The organism is Paenibacillus jiangxiensis (assembly GCF_046098255.1).
GTDB lineage: Bacteria > Bacillota > Bacilli > Paenibacillales > Paenibacillaceae > Paenibacillus > Paenibacillus jiagnxiensis.
The window spans coordinates 136,168-153,747 of record NZ_JBJURI010000014.1 but is presented as its reverse complement, the minus strand read 5'-3'; the positions used below and the strand labels follow the sequence as shown (position 1 = coordinate 153,747).

Genomic DNA, 17,580 nt, shown 5'->3' with positions numbered 1-17,580 from the left:
CCTTTAAGTTTTTTTGTTGTTAATAACGATAGGCTTATCTTGTTATCAGAGGCAACTATTTTTGAGCTTAAAAAAATTACTGATTAAATGAATTAAGGTATCACTTTTCACACACCAGGTTAACCCCAAGGTCAAGAACAGGGGGGGGATCCTGTTCTCGACCTTTTCCCATATCAAAATGAAGGAGCCTAGCAATTTTCTGCCTTGTTCTGAGGCTGGGCGGATGCACGCAGCAGCGGAGAGGACGAAGCAATTCCGGAAAAGCGCAGCGTTCGCCTTTGGCCCGAAGGGTCAACAGCGATTGTAGGAATGCTTCGTTCTCGGAGCGTCTCACAACATACTAAAGAAGCGCCTACGCTCCTACTCTCCTTCATGCTCCAGCACGAACAGCCCTTCATCTTCCTCCCACTCCACATAAGCGAGCCGGTCGAGGTCATCGTAGCCCATGCGGCTCAGCTCGGCAAACAGCCAATTTGTATTCTTTCCGATCCTGCGCAGATTCTCTTCGTCAATTTGGCCATTCTCCAGAATCCGCAGGGCGTAATCCGGCTTCTTATCCCCCAGCTTCAGGTCACCGCGCTGCACATTGTCATAAAACGGTTTTTTCAAAATACTGACAGACCCGTTGGTTTCAAAGATAGCATAGGCGACTTCCTTAACCGCGAACACATCCTTCTGCCGCAGCAGCATGCGCAGCTGCTCCAAATCAAGACGATTGTGCTTAAGCTCCTTCAGATTTACTTTGCCGTCCCTGATCAGGATGGAAGGCGCTCCTTCAAGCGGACGGCTCAATCTCTTCACATACTGGGTGATTTTCTCGAAAACGTAAGACAATACCACCCACAGCGCCAAAGCAAACAACAGCTCGGGATAATGAACATCGTCCTGATAGATGGTATTGCCGACCAGCTCGCTGAGCACCAGGGATGAGACGAAATCAAAGGGCGTCAGCTGGGAAATTTCTTTTTTTCCAAGAAAACGGGTCAACACCCATAACCCGACAAAACCGATTGCCAGTTTAACGGCGATCATTCCATAATCCATCGTGTTCACTCCCTCGTACCGGATAAGATTAATTACCCAGTTCGTGGGAATGATCAATATGGAAAAAAAGCAGCCTTAACCCGTAGGCTCCTCACGGGACAACGGTTCACCAAGCATCTGCTTCAGCAGCTTTTTCATCATGACGGAAGATTTCACCTTGGTCTCCAGACAGGGAGAGATTTCGACGGCATAAGCTCCCGCGGCCACAGCTGCCTTCAGCTCCGCCACCGTTTCACATGGCCGTTCCAGCTGATTGATTACACTGCCGTACTGCAAGCATTGATGAGTATCGCTGCCTCCCACGACGGGCAGTCCCAGCGATTCTGCGAATGCCTCCACCTTGCTCCGGCATGCATCGATCCCCTGTTTGTACATATCCTTGGCATTGAGATCAAAAGCATCCAGCCGCAGCAACAGCTCACGGTCCAGGTGATGAAGAGGCGTGGAGTCCCGGAACGGATGAGCCCCGATTTTCCATAAAGAATGGGTATCCGCCAGATCCAGCAGCTGCTCGAAAGGAATAAAGTGACCTTTGCGGGTATACTCATCTAGGCCCGAGCGGGCAGCGATGACATCCTCCCTGCGTCCGATCAGCAGAATATGTCCCGTCTCGGCGATATCAACCTCCATGCCTGGAAAAATTTTGAGTCCTTCGGCTTCATAGTAATGTCCATTGTAAGGATACGTGCTGTCCAATGTTTCGTACAGATGAGAAAAATTCGAGGTATTAAAATGCTCTGTAAGCGCCAGCGCATCCAAACCGTTCTGCTTGGCTTCGGTTATCATTTCATGGAAATAGTCCATTGAAAATGCGGACTTTTTAGACAGCTTGCCATGGGTGTGCAAATCAATATTCATAAATAAACTTCCCTTCACTTGTTAGTCACTCCGGCCCTCGACATGTTTAATAAATCAGGAACGGATAACGAAATCCGAGCCAGCAAAGGCCTGCCACCAGCAGAGCAGAGCATGCCAGGAACCCCCAGTCCGCCGGCCTCATACGCAGATAAGCCAGCCGCAAACGCTTCACCTGCGGATTGTTTAAGCCATATGTAAAACCGCGCGTCTCCAGGGCTTCCACCGTCGTGCGGGAGCGTTTGGCCGTATTCAGCATCAGCGGATAAAAGGCAAGCACCAGCAGGCGCAGCAGATAGACACCCTTTCGCCAGTATAAAAATCCTGCTTTCTCAGGCCCTTTTCCCCGCAGCCGGAAGGACAGAAGAATCTGATGGAATTCCTCCAGCAATGTCGGGAGAATGCGGTACCCGTAAGACAAGCTGAACGAGAAAGCATCCGGAATGCCAAGCGACAGCAAGCCATCGCTCAGCCGCTCGGGGTCCAGGCTTGAGAATACCGTAATGCTGGCCAAAGAAATTACGGACAGCTTCAAGGTAAGCGTCAGCAGCGGGAAGAAGGCTTCCACACTGCCGCCTAACAGCAGAGAGAACAGGAACAGCCATCCGACCTGGCCGATCAAACCAAGACATAATATTGTAATGATGACCGGACTCACCCGGGACATAATCGTAGTTACCACCATCATGGCGAACATGCCTGCAAGAATGGTCCGGTTATAGATGAACCAGGGCGCAATCGCAAAAAACAAATACCAGAGCAAAAGCGTACGCGGATCCAGCCTTCCCAAGAAGGTGCTGCTGTTCCCGTAAGCGGTCCCCAGCAGTTCAAGCTTGATGCGCTCTACTGAAATACGGTCAAATGCGCGTCTGACGGCTTCCATGACCCAGCCTCCTTCCTCAGCTTTTCAGCTTCCTGCACAAAATCATCCAGCGTACAGCAGACTTTCCCCAATCCCAACTCACGGCTCAGCCGCATCAGTTGTGTCTGCTCCAAGCCCGCCTTACGCAGCAGCAGCTCATCGCTGAAAATGTCGTCCCGCGTTCCCTCAGCGATGATCCTTCCCTGATGCAGCACGATAATGCGGCTGGCCCATTCCGCCACAAGCTGCATGTCATGGGTGGCGATGACGACCGTGCTGACATGCTCATGCAGCTGCTTCAGCACACCCAGCATCTCCTGCTTGGTGGAAATGTCCAGATTGGCTGTAGGTTCGTCAAGCAGCATAATGGAAGGTTCAATTACCGCTCCAATGGCCAGGGATACCCTGCGCTGCTGGCCACCGCTGAGCAGCCGCGCATCCCTGTCCGCAAGCTCCTGCAGCCGGAAGGCCTCCATGATCCTCTCCACCCGCTGCTCCCCATCCGGGATATGGCGTGCTTTCAGATAATAGGCTATTTCCTTGCGTACGGCGTCCTCAATGAACATCTCCTCCGGGTTCTGGAACACATAAGACACCAGACCGGACAGTGATTCCGGAGACTGCTGGCCCGCAGCCAGCCCTCTCATGCGTATCTCACCTGATGTGGACTTCACAATGCCGGCAATCAGTTTCAACAGAGAGGACTTTCCGGCGCCGTTGTTGCCTACCAGCGCAACAGACTCCCCAGGGTACAGCTTCAATTCAATATTATTCAGGACATGATGGCTCGTGCGTTGAATCGTTCTGTAAGACAGATCCACACGGGCAAGCTGTACAAGCGGCTCTTCATCCGAACCCGGCACCCGGTCAGCCGCCGCCCGATCAGCTTCTTTTCCTGCAGCCAATCCGTCTATTCCGGTCCGTCCGCCGCAAACAGCCGATAAAATATCTGCGGCCTCTCTGACCCGAATCGGATACAGCCCGCCCGCAGTGGCCTGTACTTCCAGCCGTTCAGCCGCCAGCGTAACCTGGGGCGGATAAATGCCGCGCGGCAGCAGTTCCTGCACAGCGGACAGGGCTTCGTGAACAGGACGCTTCCAGATCACGCTGCCCTGATCCATCAGCACGACATCTCTGCAGTATTCAGCTATAAATTCGGCATGATGCTCAATGACAACAATCGTTTTGCCGTATTCGCTGTTCAAGCGGCGAAGGATATCATAGATCTCCCTTGCATGCTGCGGATCAAGCTGCGCAACAGGCTCATCAATAACCAGCACCTTCGGGTCCATGGCCAGCGCGCCAGCCAGCGCCAGCAGATGCTTCTGTCCCCCGCTGAGCTGCCAAATAAATTCACTCCTGCAGTCTTCCAACCCGGTCAGCTTCAGCGCCCGTTCCCCGCGCTCCCGGTAATCCGCACAACCATAGTTCAGGGGAGTAAAGGACACATCATCGAGCACCGTAGGCCGGACCAGCTGATTCTCGAAATCCTGATACACATATCCGATATGACGGGACAGCTCCGCGACACCCTGCCGGATCGAGGATTCCCCGCATACTGTCACTTCGCCGCTGAAATCCCCGCTGTAATAATGCGGGATCAATCCGTTGAACAACTTGCACAAGGTGGATTTGCCGGAGCCGTTGCTGCCGATGACTGCCGTAAAATCCCCTTCGCTCAGCGTTAACGAGACATTGTTTAAAACAGGACGCTCGGAGCCCGGGTAGGTAAAGGAGACATCCTCCAGCATAACAACAGGCTCGCGTACAAAATCAGACATTGGTGACATCCGCCCCGTTCTGCTTCTTATTTCCGCGCCGGAGCAGCAGCACAAGGATCAGCACTGCAATGACCGCTGCAGCCGCGGTGCTGATCCAGAACAGCGCAGAACCCCATACCTCCGCCCATTCCGGCTCCCATTCCCCGAACGCCCAATCCGATTCGGACAACAGCTCGGCCCCCAGTGCGAGACAGGACAGGAGAACACCTACGATCACAAGCTTGGGCGAAAGCCACGCGGTGGTTGCATACTTCGTCTGTTTTGTACGCGGCTTCATGCCAAGCAGAGGTTCTATTTTGCCGTAAAGACGGGGAACCAGATACACGGTCGGCAGCAGCGCAAACAGAATACCCGAGAAGAGCACGTCATTCAGAAAGCTGACCCCTTCGATGACGACCACACTCTCAGCCAATCCGGGCACGGCCTCCAGTTCTTCAACGCCAACCCACACCTTCATGATATCTACAATCGAGCTGAGTGCTTGATGAATGGCTACACCCATGATAGCTGCAATCCCGACCTGGCGGCGGTTTGTGGGATCCGAGACCATGCGGCCTGCGGTATACATAGCCAGGGAAAAGGTAATGAATTTTTCCAGCTCACCAATCCCCCCGAATTGCCCCAGCATTAGCTCACCGAATATTACTTCGCCAAGCGCGGCACCCACCGCAGCATACCAAGGATGAAACAGCATACAGAGCGTCAGCGGAATGAAAGCGAAGTATTCGACGGACAATTCGATCGGTCCTAATCGAACACTCGGAATCAGCTCAGTAAACATGTTCGATAACCCGTAAAGTGACATCGACAGCACAAAAACCATCATTTTCTGGGACTGCGTCAAAGTGTAAGAAGTATTGACCATACTCATTTTAAGCCGGAGCCTCCTTCAAATTTCGGAAATTACCTACAGTATAAAAAGGGCCCGTCAGCGCAGCATTCAGCCATTGTTAACGCCACGTAATGTTTTTTACAGCTTTTTTATCGATGTAATAATATTTTCAACACATTCGAATGGTAAGGTGGGCTTAAACTTGCATAACCGGAGGATTTAAGCCCATGTCCATGTATAAAGATTGGAACCGCCGCCCTTTCTCGCCCAACCAGCGGATCATTGCCGATTTTATTCAGAAAAACGAGCAGCGTGCGCTCTACATGACCGAGCAGGAAATCGCCGATGAGCTCGGCCTCAGCATCGCTTCCGTTTCCCGCTTCTGGAAAGCTGCCGGGTACAAGCATGCGAAGGATTTTAAGAATAAGCTGCGTTTCCGTTTTGAATCGGCGCCTGCCGTAAAAATGCGGGATGCCCTGGAACGGGCGGATGAACAGCCGCTTCCCCCTGTGATGCTGGATATGTGTATTCACCATCTGGAAGAGACACGCCGTTATTTGACACCCGATTTGCTGGAGAAAGCTGTTCAGGCGCTGATCAAGGCACGGAATGTTTACGTGTTCAGTCCCGGTCCCTGCGGCGCGCTGTCCGCATTGCTGACCTTTCGTCTCGCGCGCTTCGGAATCCGGCTGCAGACAATGGCCGCCAGTGGCTCAGAGCTGCTGGAAACGCTAATGCACACAGAGAAACAGGATCTCGTATTGGTGTTCGGATTCGTTCAGCTGCAACCGGAAATCGAAGTGATTCTGGATTACGCGCGCGAAGCAGGCTACTGCGTCATTTTGATTACAGACCGCCTGGTCTTCCCGCGCTCGCATGAGGCGGATATCGTGCTGTACGCCGGAAGAGGGGAAGTGTGGGAGTTTCATTCCATGGTCGCCCCTGTCTATGTCATTGAAAATTTAATACTGGGGATCGGGCAGGCCAAACAGTCTGAAGGACTTGCAAAGCTGGAGAAGCTCCAACAGCTCCGTTCACGTTACAGCAGTAAGCTCCCGAGAGGATAAATTGTCCTGTAAAATATGGCCCGCCAAAGCGTACGTTTAAACCCCTATACCCATGGACATCCTAAATTTTACATTGTGGATTAACAAAGGAGGAGCTAATGATATGCCGGAGTGGGCTCTGGTCATTTTACATACGCTTGTTGCCATTGTTGTACTGCTCGTCATCACCAAGCTGCTCGGAAAAAGACAGGTATCACAGCTCTCCCTGTTCGAATATATAACAGGGATTACGATCGGCAGCCTTGCCGCATACATACCACTGGAAAGCCGTGATACCTGGTACCTCGGCGTCATCTCGCTGGTTGTATGGAGCCTCGTCTCCCTGGCCATCGAATACTTCCAGATCAAAAGTAAAAAGTTCAGAGATACCGTAGATGGGACCGGGACCGTTTTGATTAAAGATGGAAAGGTACTGGAGGACAATCTGAGAAAAGAACGTGTATCCATGGAAGAGCTGATGAGCCAGCTGCGCAGCAAAGGAGCCTTCAAAGCGGCGGATGTGGAATTTGCAGTGATGGAGAACAGCGGCGAGATCAACGTTTTGCTGACCAAGGAGAATCAGCCTCTTACAGCAAAAATGATCGGGCTTACCCTGCCTGCCGAGAAGGAGCCGCAAAGCGTCGTGGTGGACGGCCAGATCCAGGAGAAGGAACTATCCGAAGCCAAGAGGGATAAAAAATGGCTGCAGTCCGAGCTGGGCAAACGCGGTGTAGAGCTGAGCGATGTGTTTCATGCACAGGTGGAATCGAGTGGCAGCCTGCACCTTGACTTGTATGATGACAAGCTGCAGTCCGGACAGTCTTCGCAGCCCAATACGCTGCTGGTCGCGCTTGAGTCATGTCAGGACGAGTATAAAAAGCAGGCTTCCAATGCCAAGGATCAGCACAGCAAGCAGCTCTATGAAGATGGTTATGCCCAAATGACAAGACTCATCAAGGAGACTCGGAAGAAGTTAAACGCCCAGAGCTAAAAAAGTATGCCCCCGCCAAAAACCGGCTTTTCCTCACATCCCGGCATCCGCCTACATAGGATGTTAGAAAAACATCTGGACACTAACAGATCGGGGGCAGAACATACAGATGGCAAGATTAACATTTGAAACGTCCTTGCGCAGCGCAATCGTTGCGGCTGCGCAAGCGTTGAACCGCAGCGGCGTCTCCTTCGCCACCTTTGAGCGTGCTTACTGCAACCAGCGTTTCTGGATACTGACCTCCAGAGGCGGATTCCAGATCAGACCGGAAGTTACTCCGGCTGACGGCATACGCAACATATTTTTGGAGGGCGGAAAATACGGGTTTGAATGCGCCACCGCCATGGTGATTGTGTTGTACAAGGCGGTGCTGGATTCCATCGTGGAGAGCGAGTTCAACCGCCTGTTTGCAGGCATGCTGCTTTATGACTGGCATTATGACAGCGATTTGCGCCTGATTGAGGTGCAGGGCAGCAGCCGCTCCGTTCCAGGTGACATCCTGTATTTTAAAAATCCGGATGTATCGCCCTTTACCCCTGAATGGAAAGGGGAGAACGCCATCAAGCTTGGCGATGATTTATACTACGGCCATGGAATCGGCATCCGTTCCGCGGAAGGGATCATCCAGACACTGAACCGCCACCGTCGTCCCGGTAGCACGATATCGGCCTATTTAACAGATCAGGTCCTTTATCCGGATTTCAATTATTTATCCCGTTTCGCACCTGGTTACAGCACGGCCGCGGATGCGGCACCGCAGCGGATCGAAGCGCACGAAGGCGCGATCACGGCCGCAGTGGGCAGACGCCAATATATCCGCTACTGAATGCCAGGATGGTGCAGAAAAAGAGAGCATTCCCGTTCGTATTTCTTCCGGGATGCTCTTTTTTGGGTCTTATCCTTTCACAAGCTCACGATGGAGCAGCGACAATACGCCCCGCAGTTCTCCGACCGGAATCTGCCCCGGAGCTGACGAACGTCCGGCTGAGCCGAAGGTGACGGCCGAGCCGAACAACTCGCCGGCCAGACGGCTGATCACCCCTCGTCCTGTCATGGACATCGTTATGAGCGGACGGTCGGCATGCTGCTCTCTCATAACGCGTGTGGCCTCCAGCAGTGTGAGGACATCCGCCGTACTTCCCGGCATGACTGCAATTTTCACGATGTCCCCACCCAACTCCTGGGCTCTGCACAGCCTGGATACAATCTCCTCTGCCGGAGGGGTTTTGTCAAAATCATGATTGGACAAAATGACCGTCACCCCGGACGCATGAGCCGCTTCGATCAGCTCGGACACGTGCTGATCCTTGTTGAACCACTCGACATCGATCAAGTCGGCTTGCCCCGTGGCTGCTGCCGCCTTATTCAAAGCCACATAGTCGGCAGGAGCAATGGCCCGCTGCCCTCCCTCATCGGCAGTCCGGAAAGTAAACAGCAACGGAGTATCTCCGAGCTGCGTGCGCAGCTCGTTCAGCGCTTTCTTCACCATTTCGATATCATCCGCATGCTCGTAAAAATCGACACGCCACTCCACGATATCAAGATCAAGCGTGCGCAGCTGCTCCGCTTCCTCGATCAGCCTGGGCAGAGTCTCCCCTGTGATCGGCACACATATCTTGGGTTCGCCTTCCCCGATGACTATGTTTTTTACCTGGACTGTTCTGTACATCGTTTCCGCTCCTTCGGCATGTCTTCGTCTCTTATTAATCTACAACGGCCGCTCTCAGCTCTACAAGCGTCCGCAGCACGTGATCGATCAGCTCCGGAAGATCCTCCATCTGTTCTTCGTTGATTTTGCGGTGGAAATCAAGCTCCATCGTATTCAGGAATCCCTCCGCTTCCTGCCCGTAAATACAACTGATGCGCTGTGCCAACTTCGGGGTCTGACCCCAAATTCCGCGCACTGCATCTTCCAGCCGCGGGCATTCCGCTGACACATCCCGGACAGGCAGCATAAACCGCAATTGCAGACGGCAGCCCGGCTCCTCGCCCTCCTGCTCCAGAATCTCGGCGGCCAGCTCGCGCAGGGAAGCCTCCAGACGAATCTCGGCCGTAATCCTATCATCCCCGGACACCTGGAATCGGATGGCGAACTCTCTCGCCATCACCGACATCTCCAGCCGGTCATCCCGCCCGGTGACACGGATTACGCCATCAATATTATCCAGATCATAGATCTGGTTTTCTATAGCCACTTTTAAATTATCAAATACAGTGGGGTCAAACACGGATTTTTCACCTCTGCAAATATGTATAGTCCATTTCAGCACACAGGATTGCCGCCGTGCAAAGCAAGAAAGCAGGCCTGCTGCGGCCTGCTGCTCCACGTTTTCCCTATTATATCTTTACAGCTCGTCGGCTGCAAAGCGAAGCCCAATCTGCTGTCTCGCTTCGTCCATCACCTCGGCCACCGCCAGCGAGTTGGCATGGGAATTGATCTTGCTGTCCCGGTCACCACACTTGATCATATCGATAAACTCAAGGGCTTCATAATACATCGGCTCATGAATTTGCGGTCTGGTCAGGTCTTCCACATTGCCGTCCCGGTAATGAATTTTCACATCGTACGGCTGGTTGATCTTGTCAATGACCATCGTCCCGAGCTCGCCCTGGATTTCCGCAGGAAGATAGGAGTTGGAGATTTTGGAGTGCATCACCACACCCTCCATATCCGGGTAGCGCATAATCATGCTTCCTTCCCCGTCCACGCCGGAGGCCAGCATGACACCGGTAGCCTTCACCAAGTCAGGCTTTCCGAACAATGTGACCATTGGATAAAGACAGTAAATGCCCAGGTCCATCAACGAACCGTTGGAAAATTGAGGATTGAACGCATTCAGCACTTTTCCTTCCTTATAAGCATCATAGCGGGAGGAATATTGACAGTAGCCGGCAAAATAGCGGCGGATCGGGCCAAGCTTAAAAAGATTTTCCTGTATCACTTTAAAGTTCGGCATAAGCGTGGATTTGAGAGCTTCCATCAGCACCACGTTGTTCTTCTCCGCTGCGGCGACCATCTCCCGCACTTCACGCGCATTCGAGGCCATCGGCTTCTCGCACAGGACATGCTTGCCGTGATTCATGCACAGGATCGCCTGCTCCGCATGAAGCGAATTCGGACTTGCGATATAGACAGCATCCAGGCTGCCTTTCTCAAGCATTTCCTGCAAATCCGTGAAAACCTCAGGCTCATTATATTGAGCGGCAAAGGCTCTGCCTTTCTCTTCCGTACGGGAGTATACAGCGGTCAAAGCGAACTGCTCGGTTTCAAGCGCCCCCTGAATGAAGCGCTCCGTAATCCAGTTAGTTCCGATGATGCCGAATCGTATCAAAACATCTCATTCCTTTCGCGAGTAGTTATCATGATGACTATTTTCTCACTTGCGCATGTACCTGTCCATACAAATCGTGTATATGCCATTTCTTTTGCCGGACGGACATTGCAAAAAAACACACATTAATGATGTTAAATCATTGTTTAACGATGTTGACGGGCGATTATGTTACTTTGAAGATCGTTTAAGGAATAAACAAACTTTGATGGAGGCATATGGAGACAAATGAAACTCGGTTGAAAAAAAAGTAATGAGAAGGTGGAGAGTTTGTCTCCACCTGAATGAGAAAATCGTGCCACTTGCAACGTCTAGCAAACCTGCTGTTGATGATGGCAGTCTATTAGGATTGCTTAGCCAAAAAATTTGAAATACCATTACTGATTTGGCTGGGTGCTTCCAAGGGGGAAAGGTGCCCGGTTTCGGGGATGACTTGTAGTTCTGCATGAGGTATGCGTGGAAGCAGCTGGCTTTTCAGAGTTTCCAGTCGATCTACCGGGTCGGATTCTCCCGCTAACACAAGTGTGGGGACGTTGATGTTTTTCACTTCTGCAGATATATCCTCAAGCATTGCAGTTTCAGGCCATGCCGCACGAGCTAAAGGTGCGCTTTTTTGCATATCCTCGAGCACCATTTCACGAGTATTTTCTTCAAGAGGAAGTAAAGTAAGATTACTGAAAGCAATTTCTGCTCCCTCACGGTTATCATAAAAATGAACCATTGCACTCCTTAATTCTTGTGGCATTTCCTGAGGAGTCGGTGGAGATGGTCCAACTAAAATCAAGGCTTCCAAACCGGCAGGATTACGTGAAGCCAATAACTGCGCCGCTTTACCGCCCATCGAATGACCAATGAGCACATAGCGCTTCAAACCAAGCTCCTGAATAAGTGCTTGTGCATCATCGGCCAGATCCTTAATTGTATAAGATGTTGCCGACTTATCTGAGCTCCCCCATCCACGTTGGTCATAAGCGATGCAGTTGTAATTCACTTTTAGATTGTCAATAACTTTACCCCAAGTTCGTGCTGACCCTCCATAAAAGTGCAAAAATACAAGAGCAATGTCTCCTTGTCCCTGTTCTTCAACATGAAGTTCGACACCGTTAACATGATAGCGCATATGTAATCCACTCCCATAAATGTATTAGTAACAGTTACTATTACATATTATAAGATAAAGATTCTTTCTTAGGAAGTCAAGTCAATCCCACAACCACTTATTAATAATTTGATTTGCTTTTCAAAAATCAATACACTAAATATAAGCTCAATAAGAAAGAAGGACCCTGCAAAAATGGCAAATAGAAGCCAACAGTTCTCAGTAGCCGTTCATATTTTATGCTTTCTGGAATTTAATAAGGAAGGGCGTACCACGTCCGAATTACTTGCTATGAGTGTGAACGCTAATTCGGCGGTTATTAGAAGAATTATGAGAAAACTTACCAAAGCTGGTCTTATTACTTCCACTCTTGGAACAAATGCATCGATAAGCCTGGCAAAACAGGCAAGCCAAATTACGCTATTGGATGTATATCATGCTACCATGGAAGAAAATCGGGAGGTTTTTATCATTCATCAAAATACAAATCCGACTTGTCCGGTAGGAAGTAAAATGCCCTACTTATTAGATGGAGTTTACACGAAAGTCCAAACGACTATGGAGAACGAATTATCAGGCATTACGATTGATCATCTGGTCAAGAATGGAATACTTGAAACGAAAGGTTAATAAGACCGACGTACATGCAAAGAAGACAGACCGCTCTTAAACAAACCCGGACCGCATCAGCGTATAGTGCAGGCTGATATCGAGCCGGGTCTTTTCTGTGATTACTTTTAATCCGCCTATTCTATTTGCTCACTTCAACCTTGGCCAGTTTTTCATAATATTGAACCAGGCTGCCATGGTCACAGTCTCCCAGGCCATCCACCTTCAATGCCTGCATCATTTCCATGACACTGGCCGTCAGCGGTAAAGGCACACCTACCTCATGGGATGTTTCCAAAACATTGCTTAAATCCTTGATATGCAGATTAATCCGGAAACCGGGATCAAATTTGCGGTCCATCACAAGCGGCGCTTTGGCATCCAATACCGTGCTGCCTGCAAGCCCCCCGCGAATAGCCTGATATACGAGCTCCGGTTGAACACCGATTTTACTCGCCAGCACAAACGCCTCCGACATTGCCGCAATATTAATAGCCACAATGATCTGATTCGCAAGCTTGGTCACATTACCCGCACCGATATCGCCTGTACGAACGACCGAGCCGGCCATGGCCTTCATCACATCATAACATCGATCGAAAATTTCCTGTTTGCCTCCGACCATGACGGAAAGCGTACCCTCAATCGCCTTTGGCTCTCCCCCGCTGACCGGAGCATCAAGCATTTCAATGCCTTTCTCCGCCAGTGCTGCCGCAATCTCTTGACTGGTCAAAGGAGCAATGGAGCTCATGTCGATCACCACCGTGCCCGGCTTGGCTCCTTCGATAATTCCGTCTGTACCAAGCACAACCTCTTTCACCTGGGGTGAGTTGGGCAGCATGGTAATCACGATATCCGTCAGCTCCGCTACGCGCTTGGGCGAAGATGCAGCCGTGGCGCCTGCCGCCACCAACTCTGCCGCCGCTTTATTGGTCTCAAGTACGACCAACTCATAGCCTGCTTTGATCAAATTTTGGCTCATCGGTTTTCCCATAATTCCAAGTCCAATAAATCCTATTTTCATATCCTATCCCTCCAAAGTATTAAAATATGATTATCAGAGCGCACCCATATCCGTTAAAATGTCTTTCAGTTTATTCCGATTCACCTCAGAGGCGGCTGTATTCGGAAGAATCGACGCCCCTACAGACACACCAATCAGATTCATGGCTTCTTTTGTAACCACAGGAAAGCTGGCCAGATTAAACGCCATCCGGAGCGGCGCCAGTTTAAATTGTGCTTCCAGCGCTCCCTGCAAATCTCCATTGATATATTTGTCATATATTTCTACTACGAGAGCAGGCACGATGTTAGCGGTTGATGCTACACAACCCACAGCTCCATAAACCAAAGAAGCCAAAATCATGACATCTCTGCCAGCCATCACTTTAAAGCCTTTGCTTCGAGTCCTGCGTATATATTCAGCAGTCAAGGTCATGTCCCCGCTGCTGTCTTTCATGCCAACCAGGTTTGGGATATCAGCTAATCTTTCAATAAGATTCGCGGAAATATTATTTCCTACACGATCCGGATTGTTATATAGAAGAACAGGGAGAGGTGTTGCTTCCGCTATTTTGCGGAAATGCTGATACAATTCTTCCTCCGTTGGGGTGAGGAACATGGGCGGCAGGATCGTCAACGCCTGGGCCCCCAGGGTTTCCCCCATTCTTGCCAGCGTTACACATTCTTTCGTCGTGATTGCACCAATACCCATGTATACGGGAACTCTTCCGTTAACCTGCTCAATGGTAGTACGAACGGCTCTTTCCTGCTGCTCACGGTCCAGCCCATAAAACTCTCCATTGCTGCCAAGCGATAAAATCCCGTGTACCCCTCCAGCAAGAACGTGCTCCACTACAACTCGAAGTCCTTGTTCATCTACAAGTTCATTTTCATCTACGGGTGTCACAATAGGCGGGATGACTCCCCGAATCCAGGTTGTATCCATCTGCTCTCTTCCTCTCACATTTATTTTTTAATTTTGTCAAATAATCAAGATTCCGTCTTCAATTCATATGCTCTGTCAGGAATTTTCAGGTTACAGGAGCTGGGTTGAATAGTGCCAAATCGTTGTGGATCCCCCAGTGATCAGCCCATGTCTTCTTGCGCCCGCTGGCTACATCCAGGATCAGGTGGAATAATTCCCAGCCCACGTCTTCTATGGTCGCTTCTCCTGTTGCAATTCGGCCTGCATTCAGATCAATGAGATCATGCCATTGCTCCGCCAAAGAATTTCTGGTAGAGACTTTAATCACAGGAGCTACCGCTAAGCCGTATGGCGTGCCTCTGCCCGTAGTGAACACCTGTAAATTGATGCCGGAGGCTAACTGCAAAGTTCCACATACAAAATCACTGGCAGGTGTTGCTGCAAAAATCAGGCCTTTTTCGGCAGCCCTCTCACCGGGAGATAAAACGCCAACAATGGGGCTGGTGCCTGATTTAACAATAGATCCGAGCGACTTTTCCACAACATTGGCCAGCCCGCCCTTTTTATTTCCGGGTGAGGGATTGGCGCTCCGGTCTGCCTGCCCCCGCTGTAAATAATCGTCATACCATTGCATCTCCCGAATTAAGGCCCGGCCGACTTCTTCATTGGCTGCCCGGGGAGTTAATAAATGAACGGCATCCCTGACTTCCGTAACCTCTGAAAACATGACCGTAGCGCCGGCGCGTACTAATAAATCAGCGGCAAAACCTACAGCCGGATTAGCAGTCACCCCTGAAAAGGCATCACTTCCGCCGCACTGCAGACCGACAACCAGATCGGAAGCGGGGCATGTGACACGCTGACGCTGATTCAGCTTATCGAGCCGGGCTTCAGCCATCTCCATAATGGACTTGACCATGGGAACAAATCCGGCATGCTGCTGTAAGGACACGATCTTGCCCATATCCCCGTCCGGCACCAATCTTTCGGGAATCAGCTTCTCGCAGCCCAACCCGACAACCATAAGCTCCCCGCCGAAGTTCGGATTTTGCGCCATGTTTTGAATCGTTCGAATGGGAATAACCGCATCCGGCGCATTAATCGCAACACCGCAGCCATAATTATGGGTTAATGCTACGACGTCCTCGACATTCGGATATTTGGGCAGAAGCTCTTCTTTTATTTTCTTTACGGCATATTCCAGCACACCGGCAACACATTGCACACTGGTCGTAATCCCCAGTATATTTTTCGTTCCGGCACTGCCATCCTCATTGCGATATCCCTCAAACGTATAACCTTCCAATGGGGGGAGCCGCTTCGGCACATGGGTTGCGATAGACAGCTCCTCCAAACGGGGCGGAGTCGGCAATTGAACTAGAGACTCCTCGATCCAGTTCCCTTTTGCAATCGTTTTCAATGCGAAACCAATTATTTCTCCATAACGAATAATGGGTTCGCCTTCACTAATATCACTCAGCGCTACTTTATGTCCCTGGGGTACTTTACTGATCAGCTCGAGGCCGCAAGGAAATTTCGTCCCTTTAGGCAGCCCGCCTGTATTGACGATAATGGCCATATTATCTTTTGGATTCACTTTTATATATAGGGGTTCTTCACTTTCGGTCTGTTTTAAAGTCATGTCGGTTATCTCCTATCCGTACAAGATTCCAGAAAATCAGATTTGCTTTAACTCAAAACGTTTGATCTCGCCAACGATGAACAAATAACAAATGATTACCATAAAAGCATTGGCCCCGACAAAAATGAGCGCCCCATTAAAAGAGCCTGTTGCCTGAAGAATATACCCGATCACGATGGGTGTCGTAATCCCCGCAAGATTGCCAAACGTATTGAACATTCCGCCGCTCAGTCCCCCCATCTCTTTGGGAGAAGTATCCGATACAACCGCCCATCCCAATGCGCCTATGCCTTTCCCGAAGAAAGCCAAAGCCATAATGGAAACGACCAGCCAATCCACTTCTACATAATTGCAGATCACCATGGAGGTCGACAGAAGCATGCCAATGACGATTGGGATTTTTCTCGCTGCTGACAAGGACTTCCCTCTTCTTAGCAGAAAATCGGAAATGACCCCTCCTAAAATCCCGCCTGCAAATCCGCAAAGAGCTGGCAGTGAAGCAACAAATCCGGCTTTCAAAATGGACATTCCGCGCTCTGTAACAAGATAGACAGGAAACCAGGTCAGAAAGAAATAAGTAAGCGTATTCAAACAATATTGTGCAATATAGATTCCCAGTGTCATACGATTGGTAAGCAGCTGCTTTAAGTAACCCCATTTGGGCGTGCTTTGCTGATTTCCTTCCTTCTTCTGATCAAGATGAACCAAAGCTCCGCCTTCCTCAATATATTCCAGTTCTGCTTTATTTACTTTGGGATGATCTTTCGGGCCATACACCGTCTTCACCCATATTCCACACATGGCCATACCGACAAGGCCCATAATGATAAACACGAATTTCCATCCAAAAGAGCTTGTGAGCCAGGCCATAATAGGGGCAAAGATGACTGTTGCAAAATATTGGGCTGAATTAAAAATGGCTGATGCCATGCCCCGTTCCTTGGTCGGGAACCAGGCGGATACGATTCGGCTGTTGGCCGGAAATGACGGCGCCTCTGCCAAACCCACCATAAAACGAAGCACAAATAACATCACGATCGTCAACCCTGCGCTAAAGAATCCTACGAAACCCTGCAATAACGTAAACAGTGACCAGAAAAAAATGCTAAAGGTATAGATCTTCTTCGAGCCAAAGCGGTCAAGAAACCATCCTCCGGGCAGCTGGCCCAACACGTATGCCCACGAAAAAGCCGAAAACACATATCCCATAAGAACCGGATCCAGGCCAAGCTCTTGCGACATGGGGGTCCCGGCGATCGATATCGTTGCACGATCGGCATAGTTAATCGTCGTGATGACAAACAGTATGAATAAAATCATGTAGCGAACACGGGTTTTCTTTCCATACTCTACCCCAGGAGAAACTTGGTTTGAAACCTTCGGACTGTTTATAGCCATGCTCCAATAGCCCTCCCTAAAAATGTCTTAGTATTACGTGCACATAAAACATTCTCACCCGTGAGTTAAATAAAACGCTTTCAAAACACCTCCTCGATATCTTGTTCTTTTTCCAAAACCATCGTAATCTGTAAGAATACAAGAAGTAAAAGTCATAAATTT

The 17,580-nt window shown here is 50.2% G+C and carries 17 protein-coding genes; 4 read left to right on the top strand and 13 right to left on the bottom strand.

What is annotated here, in order from left to right; all coding sequences use genetic code 11:
• Positions 1-360 precede the first annotated feature (360 nt).
• From ACI1P2_RS15340 to ACI1P2_RS15320, 5 genes are all read right to left on the bottom strand, one after another.
• Positions 361-1,044, bottom strand: coding sequence for a DUF421 domain-containing protein (locus ACI1P2_RS15340; protein ID WP_355320721.1), 684 nt, complete (start codon positions 1,042-1,044; stop codon positions 361-363).
• A gap of 75 nt (positions 1,045-1,119) precedes the next feature.
• Positions 1,120-1,902 (bottom strand): PHP domain-containing protein, encoded by a 783-nt coding sequence (locus ACI1P2_RS15335; RefSeq protein ID WP_355320720.1) that lies wholly within the window; start codon positions 1,900-1,902, stop codon positions 1,120-1,122.
• Between the two features lie 46 nt (positions 1,903-1,948).
• Positions 1,949-2,782 carry an energy-coupling factor transporter transmembrane component T family protein gene (locus ACI1P2_RS15330; RefSeq protein WP_355320719.1) on the bottom strand — a complete coding sequence of 278 codons (834 nt, stop codon included), beginning with the start codon at positions 2,780-2,782 and terminating at the stop codon, positions 1,949-1,951.
• Positions 2,743-4,542, bottom strand: a complete 1,800-nt coding sequence (locus tag ACI1P2_RS15325) for an ABC transporter ATP-binding protein (RefSeq protein ID WP_355320718.1) — start codon at positions 4,540-4,542, stop codon at positions 2,743-2,745. Before ACI1P2_RS15325 ends, ACI1P2_RS15330 begins: the two co-directional genes overlap by 40 nt.
• Positions 4,535-5,413, bottom strand: coding sequence for a cell division protein FtsQ (locus tag ACI1P2_RS15320; protein ID WP_355320717.1), 879 nt, complete (start codon positions 5,411-5,413; stop codon positions 4,535-4,537). The genes ACI1P2_RS15325 and ACI1P2_RS15320 overlap by 8 nt, the downstream gene beginning before the upstream one ends.
• 188 nt (positions 5,414-5,601) lie before the next feature.
• On the opposite strand from ACI1P2_RS15320, the gene ACI1P2_RS15315 reads away from it, so the two are divergent.
• From ACI1P2_RS15315 to ACI1P2_RS15305, 3 genes are all read left to right on the top strand, one after another.
• The gene (locus ACI1P2_RS15315) at positions 5,602-6,441 is read left to right on the top strand and encodes a MurR/RpiR family transcriptional regulator (protein WP_355320716.1); all 840 of its coding nucleotides are present in this window, start codon (positions 5,602-5,604) and stop codon (positions 6,439-6,441) included.
• A gap of 103 nt (positions 6,442-6,544) precedes the next feature.
• The gene (locus tag ACI1P2_RS15310) at positions 6,545-7,411 is read left to right on the top strand and encodes a DUF421 domain-containing protein (protein ID WP_355320715.1); all 867 of its coding nucleotides are present in this window, start codon (positions 6,545-6,547) and stop codon (positions 7,409-7,411) included.
• Positions 7,412-7,520: 109 nt separating this feature from the next.
• On the top strand, positions 7,521-8,237 hold the full coding sequence (locus ACI1P2_RS15305; RefSeq protein ID WP_355320714.1) for a protein-glutamine gamma-glutamyltransferase: 717 nt from the start codon (positions 7,521-7,523) through the stop codon (positions 8,235-8,237).
• A gap of 69 nt (positions 8,238-8,306) precedes the next feature.
• Here ACI1P2_RS15305 and aroD read toward each other — a convergent pair whose 3' ends face one another.
• The 4 genes from aroD to ACI1P2_RS15285 all read right to left on the bottom strand — a co-directional run bounded on the left by aroD (position 8,307) and on the right by ACI1P2_RS15285 (position 11,863).
• A complete protein-coding gene (gene aroD, locus ACI1P2_RS15300) occupies positions 8,307-9,080 on the bottom strand; it encodes a type I 3-dehydroquinate dehydratase (protein WP_355320713.1) in 774 nt (257 codons plus the stop codon).
• Positions 9,081-9,114: 34 nt separating this feature from the next.
• On the bottom strand, positions 9,115-9,639 hold the full coding sequence (locus ACI1P2_RS15295) for a hypothetical protein (protein WP_355320712.1): 525 nt from the start codon (positions 9,637-9,639) through the stop codon (positions 9,115-9,117).
• Between the two features lie 117 nt (positions 9,640-9,756).
• Positions 9,757-10,740: a Gfo/Idh/MocA family protein gene (locus ACI1P2_RS15290; protein WP_355320727.1), complete on the bottom strand. Its 984-nt coding sequence runs from the start codon at positions 10,738-10,740 to the stop codon at positions 9,757-9,759.
• A gap of 346 nt (positions 10,741-11,086) precedes the next feature.
• A complete protein-coding gene (locus tag ACI1P2_RS15285) occupies positions 11,087-11,863 on the bottom strand; it encodes an alpha/beta fold hydrolase (protein WP_355320711.1) in 777 nt (258 codons plus the stop codon).
• A gap of 174 nt (positions 11,864-12,037) precedes the next feature.
• Here ACI1P2_RS15285 and ACI1P2_RS15280 point away from each other — a divergent pair, with 174 nt between their 5' ends.
• Positions 12,038-12,472: an Rrf2 family transcriptional regulator gene (locus ACI1P2_RS15280; protein ID WP_355320710.1), complete on the top strand. Its 435-nt coding sequence runs from the start codon at positions 12,038-12,040 to the stop codon at positions 12,470-12,472.
• A gap of 121 nt (positions 12,473-12,593) precedes the next feature.
• On the opposite strand, the gene garR is transcribed toward ACI1P2_RS15280, so the two are convergent.
• The 4 genes from garR to ACI1P2_RS15260 form a co-directional block, all read right to left on the bottom strand.
• On the bottom strand, positions 12,594-13,475 hold the full coding sequence (gene garR, locus ACI1P2_RS15275) for a 2-hydroxy-3-oxopropionate reductase (RefSeq protein WP_355320709.1): 882 nt from the start codon (positions 13,473-13,475) through the stop codon (positions 12,594-12,596).
• A gap of 33 nt (positions 13,476-13,508) precedes the next feature.
• Entirely contained in the window at positions 13,509-14,399 is an 891-nt protein-coding gene (gene dapA, locus ACI1P2_RS15270; RefSeq protein ID WP_355320708.1) for a 4-hydroxy-tetrahydrodipicolinate synthase, read from the bottom strand.
• A gap of 85 nt (positions 14,400-14,484) precedes the next feature.
• Positions 14,485-16,020, bottom strand: a complete 1,536-nt coding sequence (gene garD / locus ACI1P2_RS15265) for a galactarate dehydratase (protein WP_355320707.1) — start codon at positions 16,018-16,020, stop codon at positions 14,485-14,487.
• A 36-nt stretch (positions 16,021-16,056) separates the two neighbouring features.
• Positions 16,057-17,418, bottom strand: coding sequence for an MFS transporter (locus ACI1P2_RS15260; RefSeq protein WP_355320706.1), 1,362 nt, complete (start codon positions 17,416-17,418; stop codon positions 16,057-16,059).
• Positions 17,419-17,580: the final 162 nt, after the last annotated feature.

Bases quoted from the DNA above. Each gene is read 5' to 3' on its own strand.
- ACI1P2_RS15310 (WP_355320715.1), top strand. From the start codon at position 6,545: ATGCCGGAGTGGGCTCTGGTCATTTTACATACGCTTGTTGCCATTGTT.
- dapA (WP_355320708.1), bottom strand. From the start codon at position 14,399: ATGGATACAACCTGGATTCGGGGAGTCATCCCGCCTATTGTGACACCC.
- ACI1P2_RS15330 (WP_355320719.1), bottom strand. From the start codon at position 2,782: ATGGAAGCCGTCAGACGCGCATTTGACCGTATTTCAGTAGAGCGCATC.
- ACI1P2_RS15280 (WP_355320710.1), top strand. From the start codon at position 12,038: ATGGCAAATAGAAGCCAACAGTTCTCAGTAGCCGTTCATATTTTATGC.
- garR (WP_355320709.1), bottom strand. From the start codon at position 13,475: ATGAAAATAGGATTTATTGGACTTGGAATTATGGGAAAACCGATGAGC.
- ACI1P2_RS15260 (WP_355320706.1), bottom strand. From the start codon at position 17,418: ATGGCTATAAACAGTCCGAAGGTTTCAAACCAAGTTTCTCCTGGGGTA.
- ACI1P2_RS15340 (WP_355320721.1), bottom strand. From the start codon at position 1,044: ATGGATTATGGAATGATCGCCGTTAAACTGGCAATCGGTTTTGTCGGG.
- ACI1P2_RS15315 (WP_355320716.1), top strand. From the start codon at position 5,602: ATGTCCATGTATAAAGATTGGAACCGCCGCCCTTTCTCGCCCAACCAG.
- ACI1P2_RS15325 (WP_355320718.1), bottom strand. From the start codon at position 4,542: ATGTCTGATTTTGTACGCGAGCCTGTTGTTATGCTGGAGGATGTCTCC.
- aroD (WP_355320713.1), bottom strand. From the start codon at position 9,080: ATGTACAGAACAGTCCAGGTAAAAAACATAGTCATCGGGGAAGGCGAA.
- ACI1P2_RS15285 (WP_355320711.1), bottom strand. From the start codon at position 11,863: ATGCGCTATCATGTTAACGGTGTCGAACTTCATGTTGAAGAACAGGGA.
- ACI1P2_RS15320 (WP_355320717.1), bottom strand. From the start codon at position 5,413: ATGAGTATGGTCAATACTTCTTACACTTTGACGCAGTCCCAGAAAATG.
- ACI1P2_RS15305 (WP_355320714.1), top strand. From the start codon at position 7,521: ATGGCAAGATTAACATTTGAAACGTCCTTGCGCAGCGCAATCGTTGCG.
- garD (WP_355320707.1), bottom strand. From the start codon at position 16,020: ATGACTTTAAAACAGACCGAAAGTGAAGAACCCCTATATATAAAAGTG.
- ACI1P2_RS15335 (WP_355320720.1), bottom strand. From the start codon at position 1,902: ATGAATATTGATTTGCACACCCATGGCAAGCTGTCTAAAAAGTCCGCA.